At 67.4% G+C, this 24,248-nt stretch carries 20 protein-coding genes and 1 pseudogene; 10 read left to right on the top strand and 11 right to left on the bottom strand.

Features of this window, described 5'->3' with window-relative positions; genetic code table 11:
- Positions 1 to 295 precede the first annotated feature (295 nt).
- Both Q7V45_RS22420 and rpmE read right to left on the bottom strand, forming a co-directional pair.
- Entirely contained in the window at positions 296 to 2,338 is a 2,043-nt protein-coding gene (locus Q7V45_RS22420; protein WP_304856290.1) for a molybdopterin-dependent oxidoreductase, read from the bottom strand.
- 121 nt (positions 2,339 to 2,459) lie between these two features.
- Positions 2,460 to 2,672: pseudogene (gene rpmE / locus Q7V45_RS22415) on the bottom strand (50S ribosomal protein L31); the annotation flags it as partial.
- 126 nt (positions 2,673 to 2,798) lie between these two features.
- Here rpmE and cyaY point away from each other — a divergent pair.
- Positions 2,799 to 3,104, top strand: coding sequence for an iron donor protein CyaY (gene cyaY / locus Q7V45_RS22410; RefSeq protein WP_304856288.1), 306 nt, complete (start codon positions 2,799 to 2,801; stop codon positions 3,102 to 3,104).
- Positions 3,101 to 4,855, top strand: coding sequence for an ABC transporter transmembrane domain-containing protein (locus Q7V45_RS22405; protein WP_304856285.1), 1,755 nt, complete (start codon positions 3,101 to 3,103; stop codon positions 4,853 to 4,855). Before cyaY ends, Q7V45_RS22405 begins: the two co-directional genes overlap by 4 nt.
- A gap of 92 nt (positions 4,856 to 4,947) precedes the next feature.
- On the opposite strand, the gene Q7V45_RS22400 is transcribed toward Q7V45_RS22405, so the two are convergent.
- The gene (locus Q7V45_RS22400; protein WP_304856282.1) at positions 4,948 to 6,591 is read right to left on the bottom strand and encodes an AMP-binding protein; all 1,644 of its coding nucleotides are present in this window, start codon (positions 6,589 to 6,591) and stop codon (positions 4,948 to 4,950) included.
- 13 nt (positions 6,592 to 6,604) lie between these two features.
- Positions 6,605 to 7,876: a hypothetical protein gene (locus tag Q7V45_RS22395; RefSeq protein WP_304856279.1), complete on the bottom strand. Its 1,272-nt coding sequence runs from the start codon at positions 7,874 to 7,876 to the stop codon at positions 6,605 to 6,607.
- Between the two features lie 80 nt (positions 7,877 to 7,956).
- Between Q7V45_RS22395 and Q7V45_RS22390 the strand changes: the two genes are divergently transcribed.
- Positions 7,957 to 10,068, top strand: coding sequence for a molybdopterin-dependent oxidoreductase (locus Q7V45_RS22390; RefSeq protein WP_304856277.1), 2,112 nt, complete (start codon positions 7,957 to 7,959; stop codon positions 10,066 to 10,068).
- Positions 10,065 to 11,000, top strand: coding sequence for a division plane positioning ATPase MipZ (locus Q7V45_RS22385; RefSeq protein WP_304856274.1), 936 nt, complete (start codon positions 10,065 to 10,067; stop codon positions 10,998 to 11,000). The genes Q7V45_RS22390 and Q7V45_RS22385 overlap by 4 nt, the downstream gene beginning before the upstream one ends.
- Here the strand turns inward: Q7V45_RS22385 and Q7V45_RS22380 are convergent.
- The gene (locus tag Q7V45_RS22380) at positions 10,918 to 12,174 is read right to left on the bottom strand and encodes an MFS transporter (RefSeq protein ID WP_304856271.1); all 1,257 of its coding nucleotides are present in this window, start codon (positions 12,172 to 12,174) and stop codon (positions 10,918 to 10,920) included. The two genes, Q7V45_RS22385 and Q7V45_RS22380, sit on opposite strands and share 83 nt — an antisense overlap.
- Before the next feature lie 127 nt (positions 12,175 to 12,301).
- Here Q7V45_RS22380 and Q7V45_RS22375 point away from each other — a divergent pair, with 127 nt between their 5' ends.
- Genes Q7V45_RS22375 through Q7V45_RS22365 form a run of 3 tightly spaced genes read left to right on the top strand, consistent with a single transcriptional unit; the run spans position 12,302 to position 15,427 of the window.
- Positions 12,302 to 12,949 carry a VWA domain-containing protein gene (locus Q7V45_RS22375; protein WP_304856269.1) on the top strand — a complete coding sequence of 216 codons (648 nt, stop codon included), beginning with the start codon at positions 12,302 to 12,304 and terminating at the stop codon, positions 12,947 to 12,949.
- Positions 12,946 to 14,145 carry an acyl-CoA dehydrogenase family protein gene (locus tag Q7V45_RS22370; RefSeq protein ID WP_304856267.1) on the top strand — a complete coding sequence of 400 codons (1,200 nt, stop codon included), beginning with the start codon at positions 12,946 to 12,948 and terminating at the stop codon, positions 14,143 to 14,145. The genes Q7V45_RS22375 and Q7V45_RS22370 overlap by 4 nt, the downstream gene beginning before the upstream one ends.
- The gene (locus Q7V45_RS22365) at positions 14,138 to 15,427 is read left to right on the top strand and encodes a hypothetical protein (protein WP_304856265.1); all 1,290 of its coding nucleotides are present in this window, start codon (positions 14,138 to 14,140) and stop codon (positions 15,425 to 15,427) included. The genes Q7V45_RS22370 and Q7V45_RS22365 overlap by 8 nt, the downstream gene beginning before the upstream one ends.
- Here Q7V45_RS22365 and Q7V45_RS22360 read toward each other — a convergent pair.
- Both Q7V45_RS22360 and Q7V45_RS22355 read right to left on the bottom strand, forming a co-directional pair.
- Positions 15,424 to 16,176 carry an SDR family oxidoreductase gene (locus Q7V45_RS22360; RefSeq protein ID WP_304856263.1) on the bottom strand — a complete coding sequence of 251 codons (753 nt, stop codon included), beginning with the start codon at positions 16,174 to 16,176 and terminating at the stop codon, positions 15,424 to 15,426. The genes Q7V45_RS22365 and Q7V45_RS22360 overlap by 4 nt on opposite strands.
- An 11-nt stretch (positions 16,177 to 16,187) precedes the next feature.
- On the bottom strand, positions 16,188 to 17,447 hold the full coding sequence (locus Q7V45_RS22355; protein WP_304856261.1) for a hypothetical protein: 1,260 nt from the start codon (positions 17,445 to 17,447) through the stop codon (positions 16,188 to 16,190).
- A 98-nt stretch (positions 17,448 to 17,545) separates the two neighbouring features.
- On the opposite strand from Q7V45_RS22355, the gene Q7V45_RS22350 reads away from it, so the two are divergent.
- The gene (locus Q7V45_RS22350; RefSeq protein WP_304856259.1) at positions 17,546 to 18,430 is read left to right on the top strand and encodes a YicC/YloC family endoribonuclease; all 885 of its coding nucleotides are present in this window, start codon (positions 17,546 to 17,548) and stop codon (positions 18,428 to 18,430) included.
- Positions 18,420 to 19,070, top strand: a complete 651-nt coding sequence (gene gmk / locus Q7V45_RS22345) for a guanylate kinase (protein WP_304856258.1) — start codon at positions 18,420 to 18,422, stop codon at positions 19,068 to 19,070. The genes Q7V45_RS22350 and gmk overlap by 11 nt, the downstream gene beginning before the upstream one ends.
- Here the strand turns inward: gmk and Q7V45_RS22340 are convergent.
- The 4 genes from Q7V45_RS22340 to Q7V45_RS22325 are packed head-to-tail and all read right to left on the bottom strand — an operon-like array spanning position 19,045 to position 23,061.
- Positions 19,045 to 19,848: a 1-acyl-sn-glycerol-3-phosphate acyltransferase gene (locus Q7V45_RS22340; RefSeq protein ID WP_304856257.1), complete on the bottom strand. Its 804-nt coding sequence runs from the start codon at positions 19,846 to 19,848 to the stop codon at positions 19,045 to 19,047. The genes gmk and Q7V45_RS22340 overlap by 26 nt on opposite strands.
- A gap of 21 nt (positions 19,849 to 19,869) precedes the next feature.
- Positions 19,870 to 20,703 (bottom strand): 16S rRNA (adenine(1518)-N(6)/adenine(1519)-N(6))-dimethyltransferase RsmA, encoded by an 834-nt coding sequence (gene rsmA, locus Q7V45_RS22335; RefSeq protein WP_304856255.1) that lies wholly within the window; start codon positions 20,701 to 20,703, stop codon positions 19,870 to 19,872.
- A gap of 2 nt (positions 20,704 to 20,705) precedes the next feature.
- Entirely contained in the window at positions 20,706 to 21,704 is a 999-nt protein-coding gene (gene pdxA, locus Q7V45_RS22330; RefSeq protein WP_304856252.1) for a 4-hydroxythreonine-4-phosphate dehydrogenase PdxA, read from the bottom strand.
- Between the two features lie 22 nt (positions 21,705 to 21,726).
- Complete coding sequence (locus Q7V45_RS22325; RefSeq protein WP_304856250.1) at positions 21,727 to 23,061, bottom strand: peptidylprolyl isomerase; 1,335 nt, start codon at positions 23,059 to 23,061, stop codon at positions 21,727 to 21,729.
- Between the two features lie 136 nt (positions 23,062 to 23,197).
- Here Q7V45_RS22325 and Q7V45_RS22320 point away from each other — a divergent pair, with 136 nt between their 5' ends.
- A complete protein-coding gene (locus tag Q7V45_RS22320) occupies positions 23,198 to 24,241 on the top strand; it encodes an FkbM family methyltransferase (protein WP_304856248.1) in 1,044 nt (347 codons plus the stop codon).
- Positions 24,242 to 24,248 lie beyond the last annotated feature (7 nt).

The following is a 24,248-nucleotide window of genomic DNA, read 5'->3' as shown; positions in this document are numbered from 1 at the left end:
GAACTTTTGAGATGCTTTCGAATCTTGGCCGCCTTCTCGCGATTCCATTTCGTTCGTCACACGTGGATCGCGAGAATCAAAATTGCGCGGTTGTCAGGCATACGTTTCGCAGTCGAATAGATTCACAAACTCTGAGGAGCGCTCCGATGGAGCGCGTCTCGAAGCATGGGTATGAGCACCACGTCTGTGCCGATCCTTCGAGACGCGGCCTTCGGCCGCTCCTCAGGATGAGGGGGTGCGGGTCGACCTGAAGCGGAAAGACTCCAAGGCGTCTTGGTGAGGGGTCGGGCCTTCTTCAGGCCGCCGCCGCATCCTTCCAGGCCGCGACCTCGAGCCAGGTGCTCTGGTAGGTCGCGCCTTCGCCCATGTCGGTGTAGCGGTCCGAGCAGAGCATGTTGATCGTGCCCGACACCGCTTCGCCGAGCGGCCGCTGGCCCGGCACGAGCAGGACGCCCGGCTGGACCTCGTCGGCGACCTTGAGCACCAGGCCGATCTCGCCGCGGTCGTTGAACACGCGCACCGGGGCGCCGTCCTGGAGACCGCGCTTCGCCGCGTCGTCGGGGTGCAGGATGCAGAACGGCTTGCCCTCACGCTCGCGCAGGAAGCCGACGCCCGAGAAGGCCGTGTGGGCCTGGAAGTAGCCCGGCGCGGTCAGCAGCCGCAGCGGCCAGCGCGCGGCCTCCTCGGCCTCGATGGGATCGGCTTCCCAATCCGGCATGGGCGGCAGGCCCTGTCTGGCCAGCTGCTCGGAGTAGAATTCGAGCTTGCCTGACGGCGTCTTGAAAGGCTGGCCGTCCCAGTCGTGCTTGATGTTGAGCGGCACGCCGGTGAACAGCTCGTTTCGGTCGACCTTCGAGGCCGGGCCGGTCGAGCCCTTGAAGAACTCCTCGGCCGCTTCGCGCGGCGTCAGGCTGAAGATCGAGTCGGTGACGCCCATGCGCTGCGCCAGCGCCTGCGCGACATGGAAGTTGGAGCGCGCTTCGCCCGCCGGCTCGACCGCCTTCTGGCCCCACTGCATCCAGTAGGCGCCGTAGGCCCGGTAGAGATCGTCGGTCTCCAGGTAGTTCGCGGCCGGCAGCACGATGTCGGCGTAGCGCGCCGTGTCGGTCAGGAACGGGTCGTGCACGACGGTGAACAGATCCTCGCGCATCAGGCCCTTCTGCACCTTGTGCACTTCGGGGCAGGTCACGACCGGATTGTTCGCGGCGATGAACAGGGCGCGGAGCGGCGGGTCCTGCATGTTGAGGAGTTCTTCGCCGAGGCGCAGGTGATTGACCATGCGCGCCGTCGCCGGCCCGGAGGGCTTGCGCACGGCGGCGTAGTTGAGATCGCAGGAGGCGGCCGTCAGCAGCAGCGCGCCGCCGCCCTTGACGCCGTAATGGCCGGTGACGCCCGGCAGCAGCGCCACGGTGCGCAAGGCCTGGCCGCCATGGGTGAGGCGGGTCATGCCCTCGCCCAGGCGGATGAGCGCGGCCTCGGCCTTGCCGTACATCGCCGCAAGCTTCTCGATGTCCGAGACGGGGAGGCCGGTGATCTCGGCGGTGCGTGCCGGCGTGAACTTCGGCAGGACGTCGCGCTCGACCTTGTCGAAGCCCAGCGTGTGAACGTCGATGTAGTCGCGGTTGGCGAGCCCATCGCGCACCAGGATGTGCATGACGCCCAGCGCCAGGGCGGCGTCGGTGCCGATCCGGATGGGCAGGTAGAGGTCGGCGGCCCGGGCGCTGCGGGTGCGGCGCGGGTCGATCACCACGATCGGCATGCCGGTCTTCTTGCGCTGGCTCTCGGCCAGGGCCCAGAAATGCACGTTGGTGGCGGCCAGGTCGGCGCCCCAGGAGATCATCAGGTCGGAATAGATGACCGATTCGGGATCGGCGCCGCCCACCGGGCCGAGCGTCATTTCCCACGCGGTCTCGCAACACGTGTCGCAGACCGTCCCGGCCTGCAGGCGCGACGTGCCGAGCGCATGGAACAGGCCGTTCACGAGGCCGCGGTTCATCAGGCCCTGATGGGCGGAGTAGGCATAGCCCAGGATGGCGAGCGGGCCGCTCTCGGCAATGATCGACTTCCAGCGCTGCGAGATCTCGTCGAGCGCCTCGTCCCAGGTGATGGGCTCGAACTGGCCCGAGCCCTTGGGGCCGGTGCGGCGCAGCGGGGTGGCGATACGCTCGGGAGAGTTCACCAGGTCGCTGTCGCGGTTGACCTTGCCGCAGGCAAAACCGGCCGTGTACGGCTGGTCGGGGTCACCCTGGATGCGCACGACCTTACCGTTGTCGACATGTGCGATGAGCGAACACATGTCGGGACAATCGTGGGCACAAACAACTCTGACAGATTTCACTACGCCGCCTCCCGAAGGGTATCGCGGCCGTAATGTAGCAGAAGCGCCGAAAGAAGAAGCGGGCTTACTTCTTCTCGGCGTCGGGCTTGGCGTCTTCCTTGGGCGGATCGGTCTTGTCGCTGCCGATCATGCCGAAGCGATTGCGGAAGCGCTGCACGCGGCCGCCGCGATCGATGCTCTGGCGCACGCCGGTCCAGGCCGGATGCGTCTTCGGATCGATGTCGAGGCGCAGGCTGCCGCCTTCCTTGCCCCAGGTCGACTTCGTCTCGAAGGACGTGCCGTCGGTCATCACCACGGTGATCTTGTGATAGTCGGGGTGAATCTTCTCTTGCATGATCTCTCTCCAGCGCTTCAGGGCCGATTCCGACCGGCCGGCGCAACAGGCGCGGGGATATACAGTCCCCGGGCCGCGGCGACAAGCTGGTTGTACGGCCCTGCCATGGCTTGTAGACCGGCCGCCATGAGCGATTCAGCCTTCGAAACCCTTGCCGACAGCCTGCTCGCAACCCTCGAGGAGGCGCTGGCGGACCATGTCGATGCCGAACTCCAAGGGGGAATCCTGACGGTCGACGGTGATGCGGGCACCTGGATTGTCAATAAACATGCGCCCACCCGGCAAATATGGCTGAGTTCGCCCGTGAGCGGTGCCCGGCACTACGCGTACGATGCGGGCGTCGGCCAGTGGCAGGATACGCGGGGCGGGGGCGATTTATTGGCCGTTCTCGGGGCCGAGTTGGGCGTCGAACTGAACTGGCAGGCCCCATGAACCGGTTCGGCGGCCTGGCCCTGCTGGGGCCCTATCTCAGGCCCTATCGCGGGCGCACGATCCTCGCCCTCCTGTCCCTGCTGGTCGCGGCGGGGACGGTGCTGGCCTTCGGCGCCTGCCTGCGCGCCCTGATCGACCGCGGCTTCGCCCAGGGGCGGCCGGACATCCTCAACTACGCCCTGGCCTCGCTGCTGGCTGTAGCCGTCGTGCTGGCGATCGCCTCGGGTGCGCGCTTCTACCTGGTCTCCTGGCTGGGCGAGCGGGTGGTGGGCGATCTGCGCCGCGATCTGTTCGACCATGTCGTGCGGCTGGGGCCGGCCTGGTTCGAGATCAAACGCTCGGGCGACGTCATGAGCCGCATATCGGCCGACGCGCAGCTCATCGAGCAGGTGATCGGCTCCTCGGCCTCGGTGGCGCTGCGCAACACGCTGATGTGCATCGGCGGCGTGGTCATGCTGGTGGTGACGAACCCCAAGCTCGCTTTGTGGACGCTTGCGGTCGTGCCGCTGACCGTCGTGCCGATCATCGTGTTCGGTCGCCAGGTGAAGGCGCTGTCGCGCGAGTCCCAGGCGCGCATGGGCGAGATGGTGTCTGAGGGGGCCGAAACCCTGGACGGCGTGCGCACGGTCCAGGCCTTCGCCCAGGAAGATCGCGCCACGCAGCGTTTCGGCGCGGCGACGGAGCGGGCCTTCGTGGCCGCGACCCGAAGGGTGTCGCGCCGCGCAATCATGACCACCCTGGTCATCTTCATCGTCTTCTCGGCCGTCGGCTTCCTGCTGTGGATGGGCGGCCATGACGTGCTGACCGGCCGCATCAGCGCCGGCGACCTCTCGGCCTTCGTGTTCTACGCGGTCCTGGTCGCCAGTGCGGGCGGCGCGATCAGCGAGACGATCGGCGACCTGCAGCGCGCCTCGGGCGCCGCCGAGCGGCTGGCCGAACTGCGCGCGGAAGCGCCGTCGATTGCCGAGCCCGCCCACCCCAGGCCCCTGCCCAAGCCGGTGAAGGGCGCGGTGTCCTTCGAGGAGGTCTCGTTCCGCTATCCGACGCGGACCGACGCGCTCGCCCTCGATCGCTTCGACCTGGCGATCGTGCCCGGCGAGACGGTGGCGATCGTCGGGCCCTCGGGCGCCGGCAAGACGACCGCCTTCAACCTGCTGCTGCGCTTCTACGATCCGGAGAAGGGCACGATCCGCCTCGACGGCATCGACATCAGGGAGCTGGCGCTGGGCGAGCTGCGGCGGTCGCTGGCCGTCGTCCCGCAGGATCCGACCCTGTTCAGCACCTCGGTCACGGAGAACATCCGCTACGGGCGTCCCGACGCCAGCGATGCCGAGGTGCGGGCCGCCGCCGACGCCGCCTCCGCGCTGGGGTTCATCGAGGCCCTGCCGCACGGCTTCGCGACCGACCTCGGCGCGCGCGGGGTGCGGCTCTCGGGCGGGCAGCGCCAGCGCATCGCCATTGCCCGCGCGCTGCTCTGCGACCCCGCCGTGCTGCTGCTGGACGAGGCGACGAGTGCCCTGGATGCCGAGAGCGAGCTCGCGGTCCAGCAGGCCCTGGACCGGGTGATGCGCAACCGTACGACCCTGGTGATCGCCCATCGCCTGGCCACGGTGCAGAAGGCCAACCGCATCGTCGTCCTCGACCAGGGGCGGGTGGTCGACGTCGGAACCCATGCCGAGCTGGTGCGACGCGGCGGCCTCTACGCCCGACTGGCTGAGCTGCAGTTCAATGTGTCCACGGCCGCCAGCTGAGATTCTGGTTTAAATAAACCTATAAGATCATTTTATTTCAACGGCTTGTCATATATTATTAACATAATCTGAAAACATCCGACGCTCCTGGTCTAACGAAGGTGCACAACGTCGCCGCGCTCGGCGTCGCGGCGCCTTAGTTCGCGGCGCAGGATCTTGCCGGTCGTCGTCAGCGGCAGTTCCGGCACGAACTCGACCTCGCGCGGATATTCGTGCGCGGCCAGCCGGGTCTTCACGAAGTTCGCCAGATCGGTCTTGAGCGAGTCGGTGGGCGCGATCTCGGGCCTGAGCTGGACGAAGGCTTTCACGATCTCCGTCCGCAGCCGGTCGGGGACGCCCACGACTCCCACCATGGCCACCGCCGGATGCTTCATCAAGCATTCTTCGATCTCGCCGGGGCCGATGCGATAGCCGCCCGAGGTGATGACGTCGTCGTCGCGGCTCTTGAAGAAGACGTAGCCGTCCTCGTCGATGGTGCCGAGGTCGCCGGTCAGCAGCCAGTCGCCGGCGTACTTGCGCTGCGTGGCCTCGGGATTGCGCCAGTATTCCAGCATCACGATGGGATCGTGCCGCCAGCCGGCGATCTGGCCTTCCTGGCCGGGCGGCAGGACATTGCCGTCGCCGTCGACGACCGCCACCTTTCGACCCGGGCAGGCGCGGCCGCAGGAGCCGGGGCGGACCTCGAACCATTCGGGCGAATTCAGCAGCATCAGGTTCATCTCGGTCTGGCCGTAGCCCTCCGAGATCGTCGTGCCGAACGTGTCGCGGCCCCAGCTCAGCAGCTCCTCGCCCATGGCCTCGCCGCCGGTGGAGACCGCACGGATGTCGTAGGTCCAGCGGTCGCGCGGCCTGTGGACCTGGCGCATCATCTTGAGCGCGGTCGGCGGGATGAAGCTCACACCGACGCGGTGCTTGGCCAGCATGGCGAAGGCCCGTTCCGGGTCGAACTTGGCGAAGCGGTGGGCCAGCACGGGCGTGCCGTAGTACCAGGCGGGGAACAGCGCGTCGTAGAGGCCGGCGATCCAGGCCCATTCGGCCGGCGTCCACATCACCTCGTTGCCGCGCGGCCAGTGGCCGAGCCATTGCTCCACCGCCGGAATACAGCCCAGCATCATGCGATGGGCATGGAGCGCGCCCTTGGGCTGGCCCGTCGTGCCGGAGGTATAGATCAGCAGCGCCGGATCCTCGGCCGCGGTGTCGACCGTGGCGAAGCGGTCGGAGGCGGCGACGAGCAGCCGGTCCCAGTCGAGGAAGGCGCTGCCATGCGCGCCGGCGCCGATCACGATCACCGTCTTGAGATGGGGCAGGCGGTCGCGCACGGCCAGCAGCTTCGGCAACTGGCTCATGTCGGTGATGACGGCCGAGGCCTCGGCATTGGCCAGCCGGTACTCGATCGCCTCCTCGCCGAACAGGGTGAAGAGCGGCAGGACCACGGCGCCCATGCGGTAGCCGGCGAGATGGCAGATCGTGAGTTCGGCGCCCTGGCTGAGGAACACCGCCACGCGGTCGCCCTTGCCGATGCCGCGAGCGACCAGCGCATTGGCCAGCCGCGAACTTGCGGCCAGGAGTTGGCCGAAGGTCCAGTTGCGCACCGAGCCGTCGCCATTCTCGACGATCATCGCCAGCGAGTCGGGCGCGTGGCGTTCGCACACGGCGCGACCGATGTTGAAGCGCTGAGGTTTGGGCCAGCGAAACTGCCGCATAGCGTCGTCGTAGCCGAGACCGCGAGGGATCATGCCCGGAGAACCTTCATTGGCGAGTGACGCGTTGCACGACGCGGCCGGCCAGCAATTCCTGCGGCGTCGGCGTCCAGATCTCGTTCGGCGGCGTATCGATCACGCGCTGCGCGAACTCGGGCGTGACGCCGCTCGCGACCAGGAAGCGCCGCATGTCGCGGTTGCTTTCGTACAGGTCGTTGGACCCCAGGCCGGGGAAGCTGCCCTGGTGGAAGCCCAGGCGTCCGCCGGGTGAGATCGAGCGATCGTTGCCGCCGAGGAAGGCGATGGTGCAGGCGGACGCGCATCCGGTCTCGACGCGCGTCGCCAGCCGGCGATTGCGGATCATGCGGTTGATCTCGAACGCCGTGCCGATGCGCCCGCCCGGGCCGGCGAGGACCACGCGACGCACCGAGGGATGCTTGTCCAGCGCGCGCCGCACGGCGTCGGCGCTGCCGGTGCCGTAGGCGCCCTCGACGCTGAGCGCCGTGCCGTCGGGACTGACGGTCACGGCGAGCGTGTCGAGCGCCTCGTCGCCGGTATAGATCGCCCACAGTTCGCCGATCGAGGGCACCGCCCGTTCGTAGAACAGGGCGCCGATGCCGGCGATCGACAGAGCCGCAGCGACGAAGATGCCGAGGGCGATCGCGACCGGGGCTCGCCGTCGCGCGGCAATCGCAATCAGGCAGACCTGCACGAAGGCGAAGGCGGAGGCGCCGAGGCAGAGCAGGGCGGGGCCGAGCACGTGCAGCAGGGTCACCTGGCCGGGACCGAACACGGCGAGCGTGATGCTGCCGAACCCGACCAGCAACGCCATCGCCGCCCAGACGCCACGGTAGTAGAGCGTGAGATCGAACGGCGCCGCGCCGTCGCGCCACAGCGGCACGCCCAGCGCCTCGAGATGGTCGATCATCCGGGCGAGCTTGCCGCTGCGGATGCGCTTCACGCCGTCGCGGTAGCCGAGCGAGGCGGCGAGGTCGGGAGGGACGCTGCCGTCGGCAAGCCGCACCTCGCGCAGGCCGATCGCGCGCGCGGCCATCTCGGCGAAGGCGATCAGCGCGCGCGCCACCTCGGTACGTTCGCCACCGGACGCCGTTACCAGGGCGCCGATGGCCAGATGGCCGGCATTCTGCTCCAGCAGGACGGCGCCGAGCGGGGCGGTCTCGCCGTCGATCAGGAAGATCGCCCGCGTATCGCTCGTCGAGGCGAGGGGCGGGAGGCTGGGGAAAAGTCGGGCGACGCCCTCGGCATCGGCGGCGACGGCGCGCCGCACGGCGCCCACGGAGACCCGAGCCTGAGAAAACACGCTGACTTTCCACTCCCTGAGGCGGCTTTCATGGCCGATGACCGGTCTGTATGCTGCGGCACTTCTCGTGGAGCGTCCAGATGTCCCCCGACGATCATGCCTACCCGCCGATCGCCCGCGCCAGGAGCGGGGAGGCCGGCACGACCACCGTGCCGTCGGTCTGCCCGCATGACTGCACGAGTACCTGCGCGCTCGACGTCGAGCGGCTGAGCAGCTCCAGGATCGGCCGCGTCCGCGGCTCGATGCGCAACGACTACACCGCCGGCGTGATCTGCGAGAAGGTCGCGCGCTACGCGGAACGCATCCATCATCCCGACCGGCTGATGAAGCCGCTGCGCCGGGTCGGTCCGAAGGGCTCGAAGCAGTTCGCTGAAATCTCGTGGACGGATGCGCTCGACATCGTGGCCGAGCAGTTCATCGCCAAGGCGCGCCAGCACGGCAGCGAGACGATCTGGCCCTATTACTATGCCGGCACGATGGGGCTGGTGCAGCGCGACGGCATTAATCGCCTGCGCAACGCGATGAAGTACTCGCGCTATTTCTCGACCATCTGCGTGACCCTGTCGGACACGGGCTGGATCGCCGGCGTCGGCGCAAAGCGCGGTGCCGACGTGCGCGAGATCGACGAGCATGCCGAGCTGGTGGTGATCTGGGGCGGCAATCCCGTGAACACCCAGGTCAACGTGATGACTCACGCGATGAAGGCCAAGAAGCGCGGCGCCAGGCTCGTCGTCGTCGATCCCTATCGCACCGGCACCGCCGACCAGGCCGACATCCATCTCGCGGTGCGTCCGGGCACCGACGGCGCGCTGGCGGTCGGCGTGATGCACGTCCTCTTCAAGGAGGGCTATGCCGACTGGGATTACCTGCGCAAGTACACCGACGCGCCGGACGAGCTGGCCGCGCATGTGGCGTCGCGCACGCCGGAATGGGCCTCGAAGATCACCGGCCTGTCCGTCGAGGAGATCGTTTCCTTCGCGCGCCTCTACGGACAGAGCAAGGCGTCGTTCATCCGCTGCCATCACGGCTTCAGCCGCAGCCGCAACGGCGCGGCCAACATGCATGCCGTGACCTGCCTGCCGGCGGTGACGGGTGCGTGGCAGTACAAGGGGGGCGGTGCCCTCTACGGCCACACCGGTATGTATCCCGTCAACAAGACGCTGATCGAAGGGCTCGACATGGTCGATCCGTCTATCCGCGATCTCGACCAGTCGCGTCTGGGGCCGGTGCTCACCAACGATCCCGAGGCGCTGAAGAACGGTCCGCCGGTCACCGGCCTGCTGATCCAGAACACCAATCCGGCGATGGTCTGTCCGGAACTCGAGCTGGTCCACAAGGGCTTCAAGCGGGAAGACCTGTTCACTTGCGTGCACGAGCAGTTCATGACCGAGACGGCTTCCTTCGCCGACATCGTGCTGCCCGCCACCATGTTTCTGGAACACGACGACTTCTACACAGCCAGCGGCCACACTTTCTTCCAGGTCGCGAAGGCGGTGATTGACGCGCCGGGCGAGTGCCGCGAGAACCACTTCGTGATTTCTGAACTCGCAAAGCGCCTGGGTGCCAAGCATCGCGGCTTCGACATGACACCGTGGGAGATCATGGACGAGACGCTCAAGGTCTCGGGCATGTGGGACGCGGAGACCAACTGGCAGAAGGGTGGCCAGGACTTCCACCTGGGCTTCGAAACGTCCCATTTCCTTGATGGCTTCGCCTGGCCCGACAAGAAGTTCCGCTTCAAGCCCGACTGGGCGGCCTATGGACCGCGCGGCAAGGAAATGCCGGTGCTGCCCGACCATTTCGACGTGATCGACAATGCCACCGAGGACAAGCCGTTCCGGCTGGTGGCGGCGCCGGCGCGCACCTTCCTCAACTCGACCTTCACGGAGACGCCCAGCTCGCAGAAGCGCGAGGTCCGGCCGACGGCGCTGTTGAATCCCGACGACTGCCTCGTCCTGGGCATCGTCGAGGGCGAGCGGCTGGAAATCGGCAACGAGCGCGGCAAGACCATCGTCAATGCCAAGCCGCGCGACGGCCAGCAGAAGGGCGTGGTCGTGGTCGAGGGCATCTGGCCCAACCGCAACTTCGAGACCGGCATCGGCATCAATGCGCTGACCTCGGCCGATCCCGGCTGGCCCAATGGTGGTGCGGTGTTCCACGACACCGCCGTCTGGATCCGCAAGGCCCAGTGAGCGAGGGGTTCCAACCAGCGCCCAATCCGAGCATCGCCCAGACGCAGGCCGCTCGGATCGAGGGCCGCGGCCACGTCCTCGTGATCGGCAACGAGAAGGGCGGCTCGGGCAAGTCGACGACGGCGCTGCACATCGCCGTGTCGCTGATGAGGGACGGCGCGCGCGTCGCGACGCTCGACCTCGATGCCCGGCAAGGCACGCTCAGCCGTTACATAGAGAACCGGGCGTCCTATGCCGCGAAGAAGGGCATTGACCTGCCCATGCCGATGCATACGCCGGTGATGATCTCGACGCTGAACGATCGCCGCGAGGCCGAGGCCGACGAGCGTGCGCGGCTGGCGGCGGCGCTGGAGCCCGCGGTCGGGGCGGCCGATTTCGTGATCGTCGATACGCCGGGCAGCGATACCCATCTCAGCCGGCTGGCCCATACCTGGGCCGATACGCTGCTGACGCCGCTGAACGACAGCTTCATCGATCTCGATCTGCTGGCGCGCGTCGATCCCGACACGCTGAAGATCGTGCGGCCTTCGATCTATGCGGAAGCCGTCTGGAAGCAGCGCCAGATCCGCGCCGTCGAGGGGGGGCGGCCGGTCGACTGGATCGTGATGCGCAATCGCCTGTCGTCGCTGGCGGCGCGCAACAAGCGCGACATGGGCAATGTGATCGAAGCGCTGGCCAAGCGGATCGGCTTCCGGGTCGCCGCGGGCCTGAGCGAGCGCGTGATCTACAAGGAGCTTTTCCTGAGTGGTCTCACGCTGCTCGACCTGAAGCGCGGCGGCGGCGGTGGGCCATCCCTGACCCTGAGCCATGTCGCGGCGCGCCAGGAAGTCCGGGATCTTGTGGCGTCGCTCAACCTGCCGGGGGTCGCTCCTGCAGAAGTGGACGCGCCCGTGACAGAAGAAGCCACAGAAGCCCCGCCACCTGCAGAATGAAGAGCAGGCCGAACGACCAGGCGTAGCCGTCCGGCGCGTAGCCCGTCGCGGTGCGCGGCCACAGGTCGACGACTTTGCCGATCGCCCACTGGCCGCCGAAGATCACCGTGAACACCACGAGATTGCAGCTGGTGCTGACCCGACCGGCATATTGCGGCGGGAACGATCGCGCCAGCAGCGGCATGTACTGGATGGGATAGGCGCCGAGGAAGCCGAACAGCAGCCACGCCGCCACCGGGTAGAACCACGGCAGGAAGGCGAGCCAGGCGCAGACCAGGGCGAACAGGGTGCTGATGAAGTTGGCCGAGGCGAAATCACTGATGCCGACGCGGCGGAAGGCGCCGGCCAAAACGCCGCTCAGGGCAAAGCCCGCGGTCATCACCGCCGTGGTGTAGAGCTGGATGTCGGCCCGGGTCTCGGTGCTGGCGAAGCCGCCGACGTCGCGCAGCCAGGGGCCGATCCACAGGGTGATCGCGGCGATGAACGCCATCTGCTGGAAGGTCAGCAGCGGCTGGATGCGCCAGAAGAAGCCATTGGTCAGCACGATGCCGGTGATGCGGAACTGGTCGCGCAGTGTCCCCGAGGCTGGCGGAGTGCCGCGTTCCGGCACCACGGTGAACAGGATCGCGGAGACGACGAGGCAGACCCCGGCCAGCCAGAAGAACAGGCCCTGCCAGCTGATGACGGAGAGCGACCACTGGATCGGCAGGGTCGCGGCCATCGCGCCCAGGCCGCCCGCCATCATGTGGAAGCCGGTGATGAGTCCCCAACGCTCGGGCGGATACCACAGCGTGATCGCCTTGATGGCGGCCATCAGCCCGCCGGCGAAGCCCAGCCCGATCAGCACGCGGGCCACGATCAGCTCGCCGAGCGACAGGCTCAGCCCGAACAGAGCAGAGCCGATCGCCGCCATCGCCAGCAGCACCGCCTGCACGCGGCGCGGCCCGTAGCGGTCGAGCATGACGCCGAGGATCGGCTGGCAGCCGGCGAAGAACAGGAAGAAGGCCGAGGTGAGGAGGCCGAGGTCTCCCGCGCTGATGCCGACATCCCGTTCGAGGTACGGGAAGATCACCGCGTTCACGCCGCGGAAGATGTACGAGAGGAAATAGGCAAGCGCGAACGGAACGAAGACGCGCAGCAGCAGCGTGGCGAAGGTGGGGGCGTTTCCGGTCATGCTTCAATGTTGGCGCGAACGCGCGGCTGCACCATATTGAACGCATCGCAGAGGGTCAAAGGACATGGCCGAGGACCGAAATCGCAACGTCCCGTCTACCGCAGGTGCGAATGCCGTGGATGCGTTCGTGCGCGAAGTCGGCAGGCTGCCGGTCGATCGCGCGCCGGGCGGACGTGGCCGGCTGCTGTTCGCCATGGACGCGACGGCGAGCCGCGAACCGACCTGGGATCATGCCTGCGCGATTCAGGGCGAAATGTTCGTGGCGGCGGATGCGCTGGGCGGGCTCGACGTGCGGCTCGCCTTCTATCGCGGTTTCGAGGAGTTCAAGGTCAGCAAGTGGACGTCCGATGGCCGAGAACTCGCACGCCTCATGACTGCGGTGCGGTGTGCGGCCGGCCGTACGCAGATCGCACGGCTGCTGCGCTACGCCGGAGAGCAGCGCCGCGAGAGCCGGCTCGATGCCGTGGTCTTCGTGGGCGACTGCTGCGAAGAGGATGTCGACGCTATTGGCCACGAGGCGGGCCAGCTCGGGTTGCTCGGCCTGCCGGTTTTCGTCTTCCAGGAGGGCGGGGACCGTACGGCGTCGCGGCTGTTTCCCCAGATCGCGAAGCTGACGCGCGGGGCCTACTGCAGGTTCGACCGGTCGAGCCCGGATCAGCTCAGGCGCCTGCTCGGCGCCGTCGCCGCCTATGCCGCCGGGGGACGCTCCGCGCTGCTGAAGTACGGCAAGGACCAGGGCGGCGTCGCGGCCCTTCTCACCAACCAGATGAAATGACCACGGACCTGCTGGCTGCCGTCGAAGGCTTCTTCGACAAGGAGATCCTGCCGCGCCATCGCGAGTGGGCGGCTCATGTCTCGGCTCGAAAGGGCACTCCCCCGTTCATGGCCGAACTGAAGGAGAAGGCGCGCGCCGCCGGCCTTTGGAACCTCGGTCTGCCGGACCGGATGAGCAACCGCGCTTTTGCGCCGATCGCCGAAATCATGGGGCGTCTGCCGTGGGCGCCCGAGGTGTTCAACGCCCAGGCGCCCGACGTGCCCAACATGATCATGCTGCAGCATGCGGCGACCGCCGATCAGAAGAAGCGCTGGCTGGAGCCGCTGCTGGAGGGGCGCGTGCGGTCGGCCTTCGGCATGACCGAGCCCGACGTCGCTTCGTCAGATGCCACCAACATCGCCACGAGCCTGCGGCGCGAGGGGGCTGAGTGGGTCGTGAACGGTCGCAAGTGGTACATCACGGGCGGCGCCCATCCCGATTGTGCCTTTGTGATCGTGATGGGGGTGTCGCGGCCCGACGCTCCGCGCACCGGCCGGCATTCCTGCGTGATCGTGCCGATGCCGTCGCCCGGGCTGCGGGTTGTGCGGGAGCTGCGCTTCCTGGGCTGGGAGGACAGCATCGCGCCCATCGCCGAGCTGGACTTCAGGGACGTGCGCGTGCCGGCGGCGAATCTGCTGGGCGACGAAGGTGAGGGGTTTGCCGCGGCCCAGGTGCGGCTGGGGCCGGCGCGGCTGCATCACTGCATGCGTGCGATCGGCACCTGCGAGGTTCTCGTCGAACTCATGATGGCGCGTGCCGCCGAGCGCCGGACGTTCGGTCGGGCGGTGCTCGACTACGACTCGACGCAGCAGGCGATCGCGCGCTCCAGGATCGACATCGAACAGGCCCGCCTGCTGGTGCTGCGCACGGCCGAGCGGCTGGACAGCGACGGGCATCAGGCTGTCTGGCGCGACGTCTCGATGGTGAAGGTTGCGGTGCCGGAGATGGCTCAGCGCATTGCCGATCGGGCGATGCAGCTGTTCGGTGCGATGGGCGGGAGCGACGACGCGCCGATCCATCGTGCCTTCGCCGTCGCGCGCATGCTGCGCATTGCCGACGGGCCGGACGAAGTCCATCTCCGGCAGATCTTCCGGCAGGAACGGCCGGCCCGCTGGACCGTCTCGGAGTCGCCCTATATTACGCCGGGCGATGACTGAGAACGGCCGCAAGCGACTCTACACGATCGTATTTGGCCTGATCCTGACTGGGGTCACGCTCGCCGGCCTCGAGGTGCTGGCCTCTTTCGCGGCGCCGTCGTGGCCCGCGCGGGCACTGCGCTCGACGCCGCCGGGCACCGTCCAGTCGAGCGACTTTGCCGGATTGGCCGACAAACCCTGGGTTTTCGAGCCGAACAATTCATGGGGTATGCGCGACAAGGAACGCAGCATCGCGAAGCCGGCGGATGGCGGCTTCCGCAGCGTCTTCATCGGCGACAGCTATCTCGAGTTCCAGCTCACGCGCCTCACCGTCCCGGGGGAGGTCGAGCGGCGCTTCATCGAGGCCGGCCAGCCGAAGGCCGAGATGATCAATCTCGGTATCTCCGCGACCGGCCCGCGCAGCTACTACTACCGCCTGCGTGACGTGGCCTTCGCCCTGTCGCCCGACGCGCTCGCGGTGTTCTTCTTCTCGGGCAACGACTTCGTCTTCGACGGGCAGGGCTATGGTCAGGGTATCCTGCCCGATCTGGTCAGCGAGGCGCCGGGCGGTTCGATCCTCGGGAACGTCATGCCGAACGCCAACTGGCTGCTGGTCAACCGCCTGCGCCTGTCGGAGATGCTGACAACCAACAAGCCGGTGCCGCAGGAGTTCGACACGCTGACGAAGATCGCCCGCCTGCCGGCCGCGGAGCGCACATCGGCACTCGCACGCCACATCAAGCGCTACTATCACCCCGACCTGACCGAGCAGCAGATCGTCGCCATCTTCAGCCGGGATAGGGAAGCGTTCTGGCAGGCTTTCGCCTCCGGGAAGGCCGACGACGAGTCGGTGCAAGGTTGGCTCGTGGACCTGATGACCAAGTCCGAGGTCGAGATGTCTCCCTATTTCGAGGCCACGACCCGGGAGCAGGCGGCACGTCTCGTGAAAGACGTCGATATCCAGGCCACCTTGTCGTGGCTGACGGCGATGGATCGTGCTGCTCGCGAGCGCGGTGTGCCGCTGGTCCTGTTCATCGTGCCGCCGGGCAGCGTCGATCCAGACTATGTCGACTATTGGAAGCCCTGGCCGCGCTTCTATGCCTTTAACGTGATTGCCGACTACAGGCAGGACAGGCTGCTCGAGGCATTGAGCAAGACCTCCATCCGCTACGTCGATCTGCGCAAGGATTTCGAGGGTGTGCGGGGCGCCTACCGCCGCAGCGATGCCCACTGGACGGACAAGGGAGTCGAGATCGCGGCGAACCGCGTCTTCCAGGAACTGCGCCGGCTCGAACGCCGCTAGGCGGCGCCCAGCAGCCGAGCCGTCCAGCTGCCCGGCAGGATCGACCCCAGCCAGACACCGGCCTTGGTTCCGATCGGGAAGGCGATGCGCGGCTTGTTGGCGGCAAGGCCGCGTCGGATGATGGAAGACGCCCGCGATGCGGTCATCATGAAGGGCATGGGAAAGGGCGCCTCGGCGGTGATGCGGCTGACGACGAACCCGGGGCAGATGACACTGACGCCGATCCCGTCCTTCTTCAGCACGTAGCGGATGCTTTCACCCCACACGCGCACCGCGGCCTTGCTGGCATTGTACGAGGCCGAATAGGGGAGGCCGATGAACCCCGCCAGCGAGGAGACGATGCCGATCTGGCCGCGCTTGCGAGCGATCATCGGTTGGAGAAGCGGCTCGACGGTGTTCAGCACGCCGTTGATGTTGACGTCGAGCGTCTTGCGGATGATCGAGAAATCATCGAGCGAGGAATTGTCCTTGTCGATCGAGATGCCGGCATTGGCGATCACGAGGTCGACGGGATGCGCCGCGTCGAAGGCGGTCAACCAGGGCAGGAAGCGCTCGCGATCGGTGACGTCGATCGTGCCCGCGACGACGGTGGCACCTTTTGCCCGGCAGGCGGAGGCGACGGCTTCGAGGCGTTCGGCATCCCGGCCGGTCAGGGCCAGTGCCACGCCCGGAGCGGCGTAGTCGAGGGCCAGAGCCTCGCCGATGCCGCTCGAGGCGCCGGTGAGCACGATGCTGGAGAAGGTCTTCATGTGCGGGCGCCCTACTGTTGGGATTTCGTGCGCCAGCCCCAGGTGCTGGCCATTTCATGCGCCATGCGGGCCGCCATCAGCGAATAGCCGCGGCTGTCCATCAGCTCCCGCTTGGGATGGATGTCGTCGCTGTAGATCGTCACCTTCTCGTCCTTGAAGACGTCGAGCAGGCTGCGGACCTCGATGTTCCGTTCGCGGAGGGCGAGAAGGCGCTGGACGATGTGGGCATAGCGTTGCCCATAGCTGGTGTCGGGCGTCGCACGGCTTTCCTCCGGTGTCAGGATCTTGTCCACGGCGGGGACAGGCTGCAGGAAGAACATCGACCTGATGCCGAAGTCGCGGGCCGTGAGGTCCATGACCCGGATGTACTTCGCGTACTGCGCGATCTGCCAGTCCATGTAGGTGGTGGGAGAGTCCGTGATCTTGCTGGGGAGGCTCATCATGGTCGAATAGGTTTTCGCACCGAAGCCAGCGTTGTCGTCGGCGGGCTTCGAAGCCATGGCGGAAGCGAGCAGATAGGCGGCATGCGAGTGGCTGGTGAGGCCGGTTCCGAGCCAGCCGGCGATGCGGCCCATGAACCAGCTGAGGGCGAGGTTGCCGAAGCCGTCCTTGGCGACGATCGGGTTTACCCCGAGATAGTTGGCGGCCGGCATTTCGAACCGGACCTTGAGGCCGGGCTGGATCAGGTGCTGTTCGTTGTAGCCGTCGAGTGTGACGACGGCGTCGATGAAGTCACCGTAGATCGCCAGCAGGATCAGCTGCTGTGGCTGTTTCCAGGCGCCAAGTCCCCCATTCAGCACGAGGAAGGGCTTCCCGGTCGGGCTGACATAGTGGCGGTTGAGTTCTTCCTCGATGAAGCTCCGACGGCCCGGTTCGACGAGTTGGCTGATCTGCGAGGCGACGGATCCGCCGGCGAGGAGGATGACGAAGCGGTCGGGATTTCGGGCAACCGGATAGTTGTCGCCCAGCATGCCTATGTCGTTGGCGCTGGGAACGCCGCAGGGATCGTCGCGATGATGGACGAAGGCCAGGTAGGGGTGCGGGAACATCGTGTCGATGTACCGGCAGGTGCTGCCGCCGCTCCCGGTGATGTCCTGGATGTAGGTGTTCCGTGACGTGGCGAACAGCTGCTTGGCCGGGGTGTAGTGGCCGTCGCGGATTGTCAGCCATGCCGTCGAGAGAATCTCGAGGCCCACCAGGGCCATGACGAGCCCCACGCCCAGGGCCGCGACCCTGAGGCCCGTTTGCCGTGAGGAAGTTTTGTTCACCATGACAAACGTCGCCTCAATAGCCGATTGAATCGAATTGCCGATCCACTTAAGGGTTTACGGTGCCCACGAACAGGGCAGGGGGCAACTTGATCGCAAGTATGACGGGATACGCCCGGGCGCAAGGATCGGATGATCGGCGGCGCTGGGTCTGGGAAGCGCGCAGCGTCAACGGGCGGAACCTCGAAATCAGGTGTCGCGTGCCGCCGGGCTTCGACCGGCTGGAAAATCCCGCTCGGGTCGCCGTCGGCGGAAAGATGAAACGCGGCAACGTCTCGCTCACCCTCACTGTCACGAGTGAGCGCAGCGCCAAGCCGCTCACTATCAATCGCACCTTGCTGGCGGAGCTGGCAACGCTGGTCGACGAAGTGCGCCGGAGCACCGGCGCGGCGGCGCCGTCGGCGGACGGGTTGCTGCGGGTGCGTGGCGTGATCGAGGAAGAGGACGCCGGCGAGGCGAGCGAAGAGGCGCTGGGGCTTCTGGACAAGGAGCTGCAGGCGACCCTCGATGAGGCGCTGAAGGCGCTCGTCGCGTCGCGCGCCGCCGAAGGCAAGGCGCTGGCCAGGGTCATCGAAGGCCATGTCTCGGAGATCGAGGGCCTGTGCGGCCGGGCGACGGAACGGGCACTGGCGCAGATCGGCACCGTTCGGGCGCGCTTCGAGGCGCAGCTTGCCGAACTGCTGGGCCGCGTGCCCGCGCTTTCGGAGGAGCGCTTCGCCCAGGAAGTGGCACTGCTGGTCGGCAAGGCCGACGTGCGCGAGGAACTCGACCGGTTGTCCGCCCACATCGCGCAGGCGCGCACCTTGCTCGCCGATGCGCGCGCCGACAATCCGGTGGGCCGGAAGTTCGATTTCCTGTGCCAGGAATTCAATCGCGAGGCCAACACGCTCTGCTCCAAGTCCGCGGACATCGAGCTGACGCGCATCGGCATCGATCTCAAGGGCGCCGTCGAGCGCATGCGGGAGCAGGTCCAGAATGTCGAATGAGGTGGATGCCGGCCAGATCCAGCGGCGCGGCCTGATGCTCGTCCTGTCGTCGCCTTCCGGCGCCGGCAAGACGACCCTGTCGCGGCAGCTCCTCGACAACGACAAGCAGATCCAGCTCAGCGTCTCGGCGACCACGCGTGCTCGCCGAACCGGCGAGCGGGACGGCGTCGACTACCAATTCGTCGATACGGCGACCTTCAGCGGCATGATCGAGCGCGGGGAGTTCCTCGAGCATGCGCGGGTGTTCGACCATTTCTACGGCACGCCGAGCGCGCCGGTAGAGGCCGCACTGATGGCCGGCCGGGACGTGCTGTTCGACATCGATTGGCAGGGTACGCAGCAGCTCAAGGAAAAGGCGGGCAGCGACCTAGTGACGGTCTTCATCCTGCCGCCGTCGACGCGCGATCTGGAGCGGCGGCTCATCACCCGCGCCCAGGACTCGATGGAGGTCGTGCAGAAGCGGATGGCCAAGGCCGCCGACGAGATGAGCCACTGGGCCGAGTACGACTACCAGATCATCAACCGCGACATCGCGACCAGCCTGATGGAACTCAAGTCGATCCTGACGGCCGAGCGGTTGAAGCGCGAACGCCAGGTCGGCCTCTCGAACTTCGTCAAGGCGCTCCGCGAGGGGCGGTGATCGGCGCGCCGATGCCCGCCTGTCCCTGCGAGCGCAGGACGAGCTGGCTCGGCCGATAGGGACGGCCCGCGAATTCGGCGATCAGCCGGTCGCTCGCGGTCTCGATCGTCTCCTCGAGGCGGCGCATGAAGCTCTCCTTGTCGAGGCCCGTCTCGATCGCCGGGAGGAATTCGACGGCGGCGCAGCCGGCCTTCTTGCGCCAGTCGCGGCGGTTCCACACGAGCCCCACCGACGTGGCGACCGGCGTCACCGGCAGGCCGAGGTCACGGTAGAGATAGTAGATGCCCGACCGGTAGCGCTCGCGTTCGCCCGGCGCCATCAGATTGCCCTCGGGGTAGATCGCGATGTGCCGGGCGCTGTCGTACGCGCGCTGGGCGAACTGGGCGAGGTTCTCACGCTCGCGGCCGCCGCCGCACGTATCGACGCGGATCATCTGCAGGCGATACAGGATCGCGCCGATCAGCGGGTAGCGGAAGAGTTCCTGCATGGCCACGAAGGCAATGCCGCGGATCCTTGCCGCCAGGAGGATACCATCGCTCTCGCTGTGGTGCTTGTTGGCGAGCAGCGCGGGGCCGCTGGCGGGGAGGTGCTCGAGGCCCCTGTACTCGATCTGCATGCCGCCGATCCAGCGCATGCCCCAGACGACGGCCCGCGCCCAGTGGAAGAGCAGGCCGCGCAGCAGGACCGGGGTGGGAACGGGCACCAGGACGATGCCGACGACCGCGACGAGCAGGGTGCCGACGTAGAAATAGGCGTTGAAGGCAATGGATCGTATCATAAAGTCAATATTAGTGAGCGCTCACTCACTGTCAAGAGCGCCTGCCAGCCTGACAAAGTCATCGACCGAGAGTTCCTCGGCCCGGGCTGTCGGCTTCAGGCCGAGTCGCTCGAGCGTGGCCACCGGATCGGCATAAACACTCGCCAGAGAGCCGCGCAGCATCTTGCGGCGCTGGCCGAAGGCGGCGGCCGTAACCCGCTCCAGCGGTCTCAGATCGGCCAGGCGTGCCGTTTGGGGCCGGGGCGTCAGTCGCGCGACGGCAGACGTGACCTTCGGGGGCGGCACGAACGCCGTCGGCGCGACATCGAACAGGCGGCGCACCTCGCAGACATGCTGGGCAAGCACCGAGAGGCGGCCATAATCCTTCGTCCGCGGCACAGCCACCAGGCGGTCGACGACTTCCTTCTGGAACATCAGGACCATGTCGGCGATGTCGTTCGCGGCATGAAGCCAGCGCACCAGCAGGGCGGTCGACACGTTGTAGGGCAGATTGGCGACGATCCGGAGGGGCGCGGCGCCGAGGTCCCGGGGCTCGATCTTCAGGGCATCGGCTTCGACCAGATCGAGCCGCCCATCGGCCGCAGCCTGCAACTCGAGCAGGGGCCCGAACGCCCGGGCATCGACCTCGACCGCGACGACACGGCCGGCGCCTTCCAGGAGCAGTGCACGGGTGAGGCCTCCGGGACCCGGGCCGATCTCGATAACGGTCCCTTCGCCGAGCGGTGCCGCGGCGCGGGCGATGCGGCGCGTCAGGTTGAGGTCGAGCAGGAAATGCTGGCCGAAACGCTTTCTCGCATCGAGGCCGTGCGCCGCGATGGTCTCCCGCAAGGGCGGCAATGCGGCGACGCCGTCCATGTTCAGTGCCGGCGCCGGCGCGCCATCTCGTCCGCCATGTCGATGGCCGCGAGAAGGCTCGTCGGATCGGCGCGGCCGGTCCCGGCGATATCGAGCGCGGTGCCGTGATCGGGCGAGGTGCGCACGAACGGCAGTCCGAGCGTGACGTTGACCCCGCCGGCGAAGTCGATGGTCTTGATCGGGATCAGCGCCTGGTCGTGATACATGCACAGCGCGACGTCATAGGCCGGCCGCGCCGCGGCATGGAACAGCGTGTCGGCCGGCGCCGGTCCGCTCGCCTCGATCCCCTCGCGCCGCAGAGCCTCGATGGCGGGCATGATGATGCGGCGCTCTTCGTCACCCATGGCGCCCTGTTCGCCGGCGTGCGGATTGAGGGCGGCCACGGCCAGCCGCGGACGCTCGATGCCGAACAGCGTGCGCAACCCCAGGGCCGTGATCCGGCCCGCGCGCACGATCGCCTCCTCACGGAGGGCGCGCACCGCTTCGGCCAGCGACAGATGGATGGTCACCGGCACCACCCTGAGCTGGGGGCATGCCAGCATCATCGCGACGTCGACTCCCCCGGCGAGTTCGGCCAGAAATTCCGTATGGCCGGGATGGCGGAACCCCTCATCCTGCAGTGTCTTCTTCTGGATCGGATTGGTGACGATCCCGGCGACGATGCCCTCCTGGGCAAACCGCACGGCCCGTTCGATCGCCTCGATCGTGGCGGCGGCGTTCGCGACGTCCGGCCGGCCGGGCGTCGAGGGCGCGCCGAGGCGAACCGCGAGCACGGGCAAGGCACCGGAGAAAACCGAAGCGGCTTCCCCGGGACCGGAGATCTCGCGCAAGGGCACGTCGATCCCGAGCCTGCGCGTAAGTGCGGCAAGGCGGTCCGGATCGTCGAGCACGAAGAAAGGACGGCTGCCAGTGCGTCGCGCCTGCCAGGCCTTCAGGCTGAGTTCGCCGCCAACGCCGGCCGGCTCGCCCATGGTCACGGCGAGCGGCGCTGTTGCGGTCATGGCCGATTCATCAGCCGCGGCGTCACGACTTGATGTCGATCGTGGCCTGGCGGCGGAGATCGCGCATGTACCGGCGTCCGGCCGCGTCGAGCTTCTGGATGAGGAGCTGCTGGGAGATCGCGTCGCGGGTCGGCAGGCCGTCGCCGCCGGACTTGCTGCACAGCGCAACCACCTGCAGGCCCTCGGCGACCCGGAACGGGCCGGCCGTGCCGCCGATGGGGAGGCGCGGCAACTGCTCGTACATCTGTGGGTTTGCGGCTAGATCGCCGACCCTGAGACCGTTCAGGTCACCCGACGTGCTGCCCTTGACCTGGCGGGCCTGGACGTGAAGGTCGGAGCATTGGCGGACGCCCGACATCGCCTTCTGGGCCTCGGCGGTCGCCCGGCTGGTTTCTTCCGGTGATGCGTTGGTGGGCAGGGCCAGAGTCATCTGGACCAGGTTGAGCTTCACGTCGTCGGGCCGCGCCGCGGCGAAAGGCCGACGATCGACGACATAGAGGATGTGCCATCCGGATGCCGAGCGGACCGGGTCGGAGAAGGTCCGGGGCTGCACCCTCTCGATCGCCGCCTCGAGCGAGGGATCGAGCGCGCCCGGCAGAACCCAGCCAAGGTCGCCGCCGGCCGCCGCGGAGGCGCCCTGCGAGAATTGCTGCGCGACGGCGGCAAACGGAGCGCCGCGCCGCAACTGCTCCATGATACGGTCCGCGCTTCGCTTCCCTTCCTCCACCGAATCGGCCCGGTCGACCGGCACGAAGATCTCGGCGACGCGGGTTTCGGTCTTGCCGACATTCGAACGCATGCGACTCATCGCATCGTCGACCTCCGCGTCGGAGACGTCGACCTGGGAGCGGACCTTTCGGCGGATGATCTTGGCCCAGGCGATTTGCGCCTCGATCTGCTGCGTGGCGATGTCGGGGGTGATGCCGACGCTTTGCAGGTATTGCCGGAACTGGCCGCGGCCGAGGCCGGCGGCGCGCTCGATTTCCGAATAACGGTTCTGAATCTCGGCATCCGTCGGCTTGACGCCGAGCTTCTTCGAATCCTGTACCTGAAGGCGTTCGTCGATCATCTGCCGCAGCATCTGCGGCGCCATGCGCTGGCGCAGGTCAGGACTGTCCTGGAGGCCCGACGTCTTGATGGCGAACAACACCCGCTGCGACAGGTCGAAGTCGGTAATGGCGTCATCGTTGACGCGGGCCAACACACGCGAGCCCGGGCCGGGCGCGGTCTGCGCTGCCGCTCCTTGAGTCGTCGGCCTTTGGGCGGACGCCGCAGCGGGCAGCAGCAGGATCGTGAGGACGACGAGAGCGCGGGGGAGAGGCGCGAACATTTCACCGGCGGCGTGTGAGAGGGACATTCATTATATTTCCGCAGCACGTTAGCTGCAATGGACGCCACTAAAGACAGAAAATGGCAACACACAGGCACGCTTGACGCTTGGCGGTGGGTACGTTAGCCGAACGGTCGCATAGTTGGGGGCAAAAAGTTCAGGCATGAGAGCGGCCCGCCGTTCGATCAGCGTTGCCGGCGCCTGGGAACGGGTTTGCTCCGGCATTGGCTATCATCTCGACAATATGGGCCGCTGGCTGATCGTGCGGGCCCCCACGATCGGTGCTGCCTATGCCTCCATCCTGGCGCCAGGCACCCCGCGGCTCGAGCCGCGGCCCGGCTGGCGGTTTGCCGAGGAATATTACGACCATCGGCGCTGGTTGGCCTGCCGGCGCGGTGCCCTCTGGGAAGCAGCCCGTGAAAAGGATCTGGCGGTCCCGCTCACCGTGCGCTGGCACGGCGGCACGACGGTGGATGTGACGCTGGGCAACGACAACAGCCTCTGCCTCTATGTCTGCGGCTCCTTCGAGCCCAACGAATTCGCCTTCGTCGATCGCGTGCTGAAGCCCGGCATGGTGTTCATCGATGTCGGCGCCAACGACGGCTATTACACGCTGTTTGCCGCCCGTCGCGTCGGCCCCGCGGGCAGGGTGATTGCCGTGGAGCCGAGTTCGCGCGAGCGCGCGCACCTCCAGCGCAATCTCGGCCGCAACGGCCTCGACAACGTCCAGGTGGTCGCCGCGGCGCTCGGCGCCGAGGCGGGGTTCGTCGACCTGCATCTCGCCCATGGCGTCCACGCCGGCCACAACACGCTGGGCGACTTCGCGCATGACGACGTCGTGCGCGCAAGTTCGGAGCGCGTCCCGCTGGACACACTCGATGCCGTGGTGGCGAGGCAGGGATTGTCGCAGGTCGACATGGTCAAGATCGATGTCGAAGGCGGCGAAGCCGGTGTCGTGGCCGGTGCGCGCAAGGTGCTGGCGACAACGAGGCCGGTGCTCCTGATGGAACTGAACGAGCGGGCTTTGCACGCGCAGGGCCAGAGCGCGGAAACCCTGCTCGCGGTGCTTCGGCAGGAGCTGAACTACCAGATACTCACCTTCTCTCAGGCCGGCGGCTGGCCCGAGTGCGCCGTCGAGGGAGCGCCGCTGTCCCCCAACGTCGTGGCCGTGCCGAAAGAACGTGCCGACTCTCTGCTCAAAGCATAGGAACCCG

Origin of the sequence: Reyranella sp. (assembly GCF_030651995.1) — a bacterium.
In the GTDB taxonomy this organism is placed as follows: Bacteria; Pseudomonadota; Alphaproteobacteria; order Reyranellales; family Reyranellaceae; genus Reyranella.
This window is presented reverse-complemented; position numbering and strand designations above follow the sequence as displayed.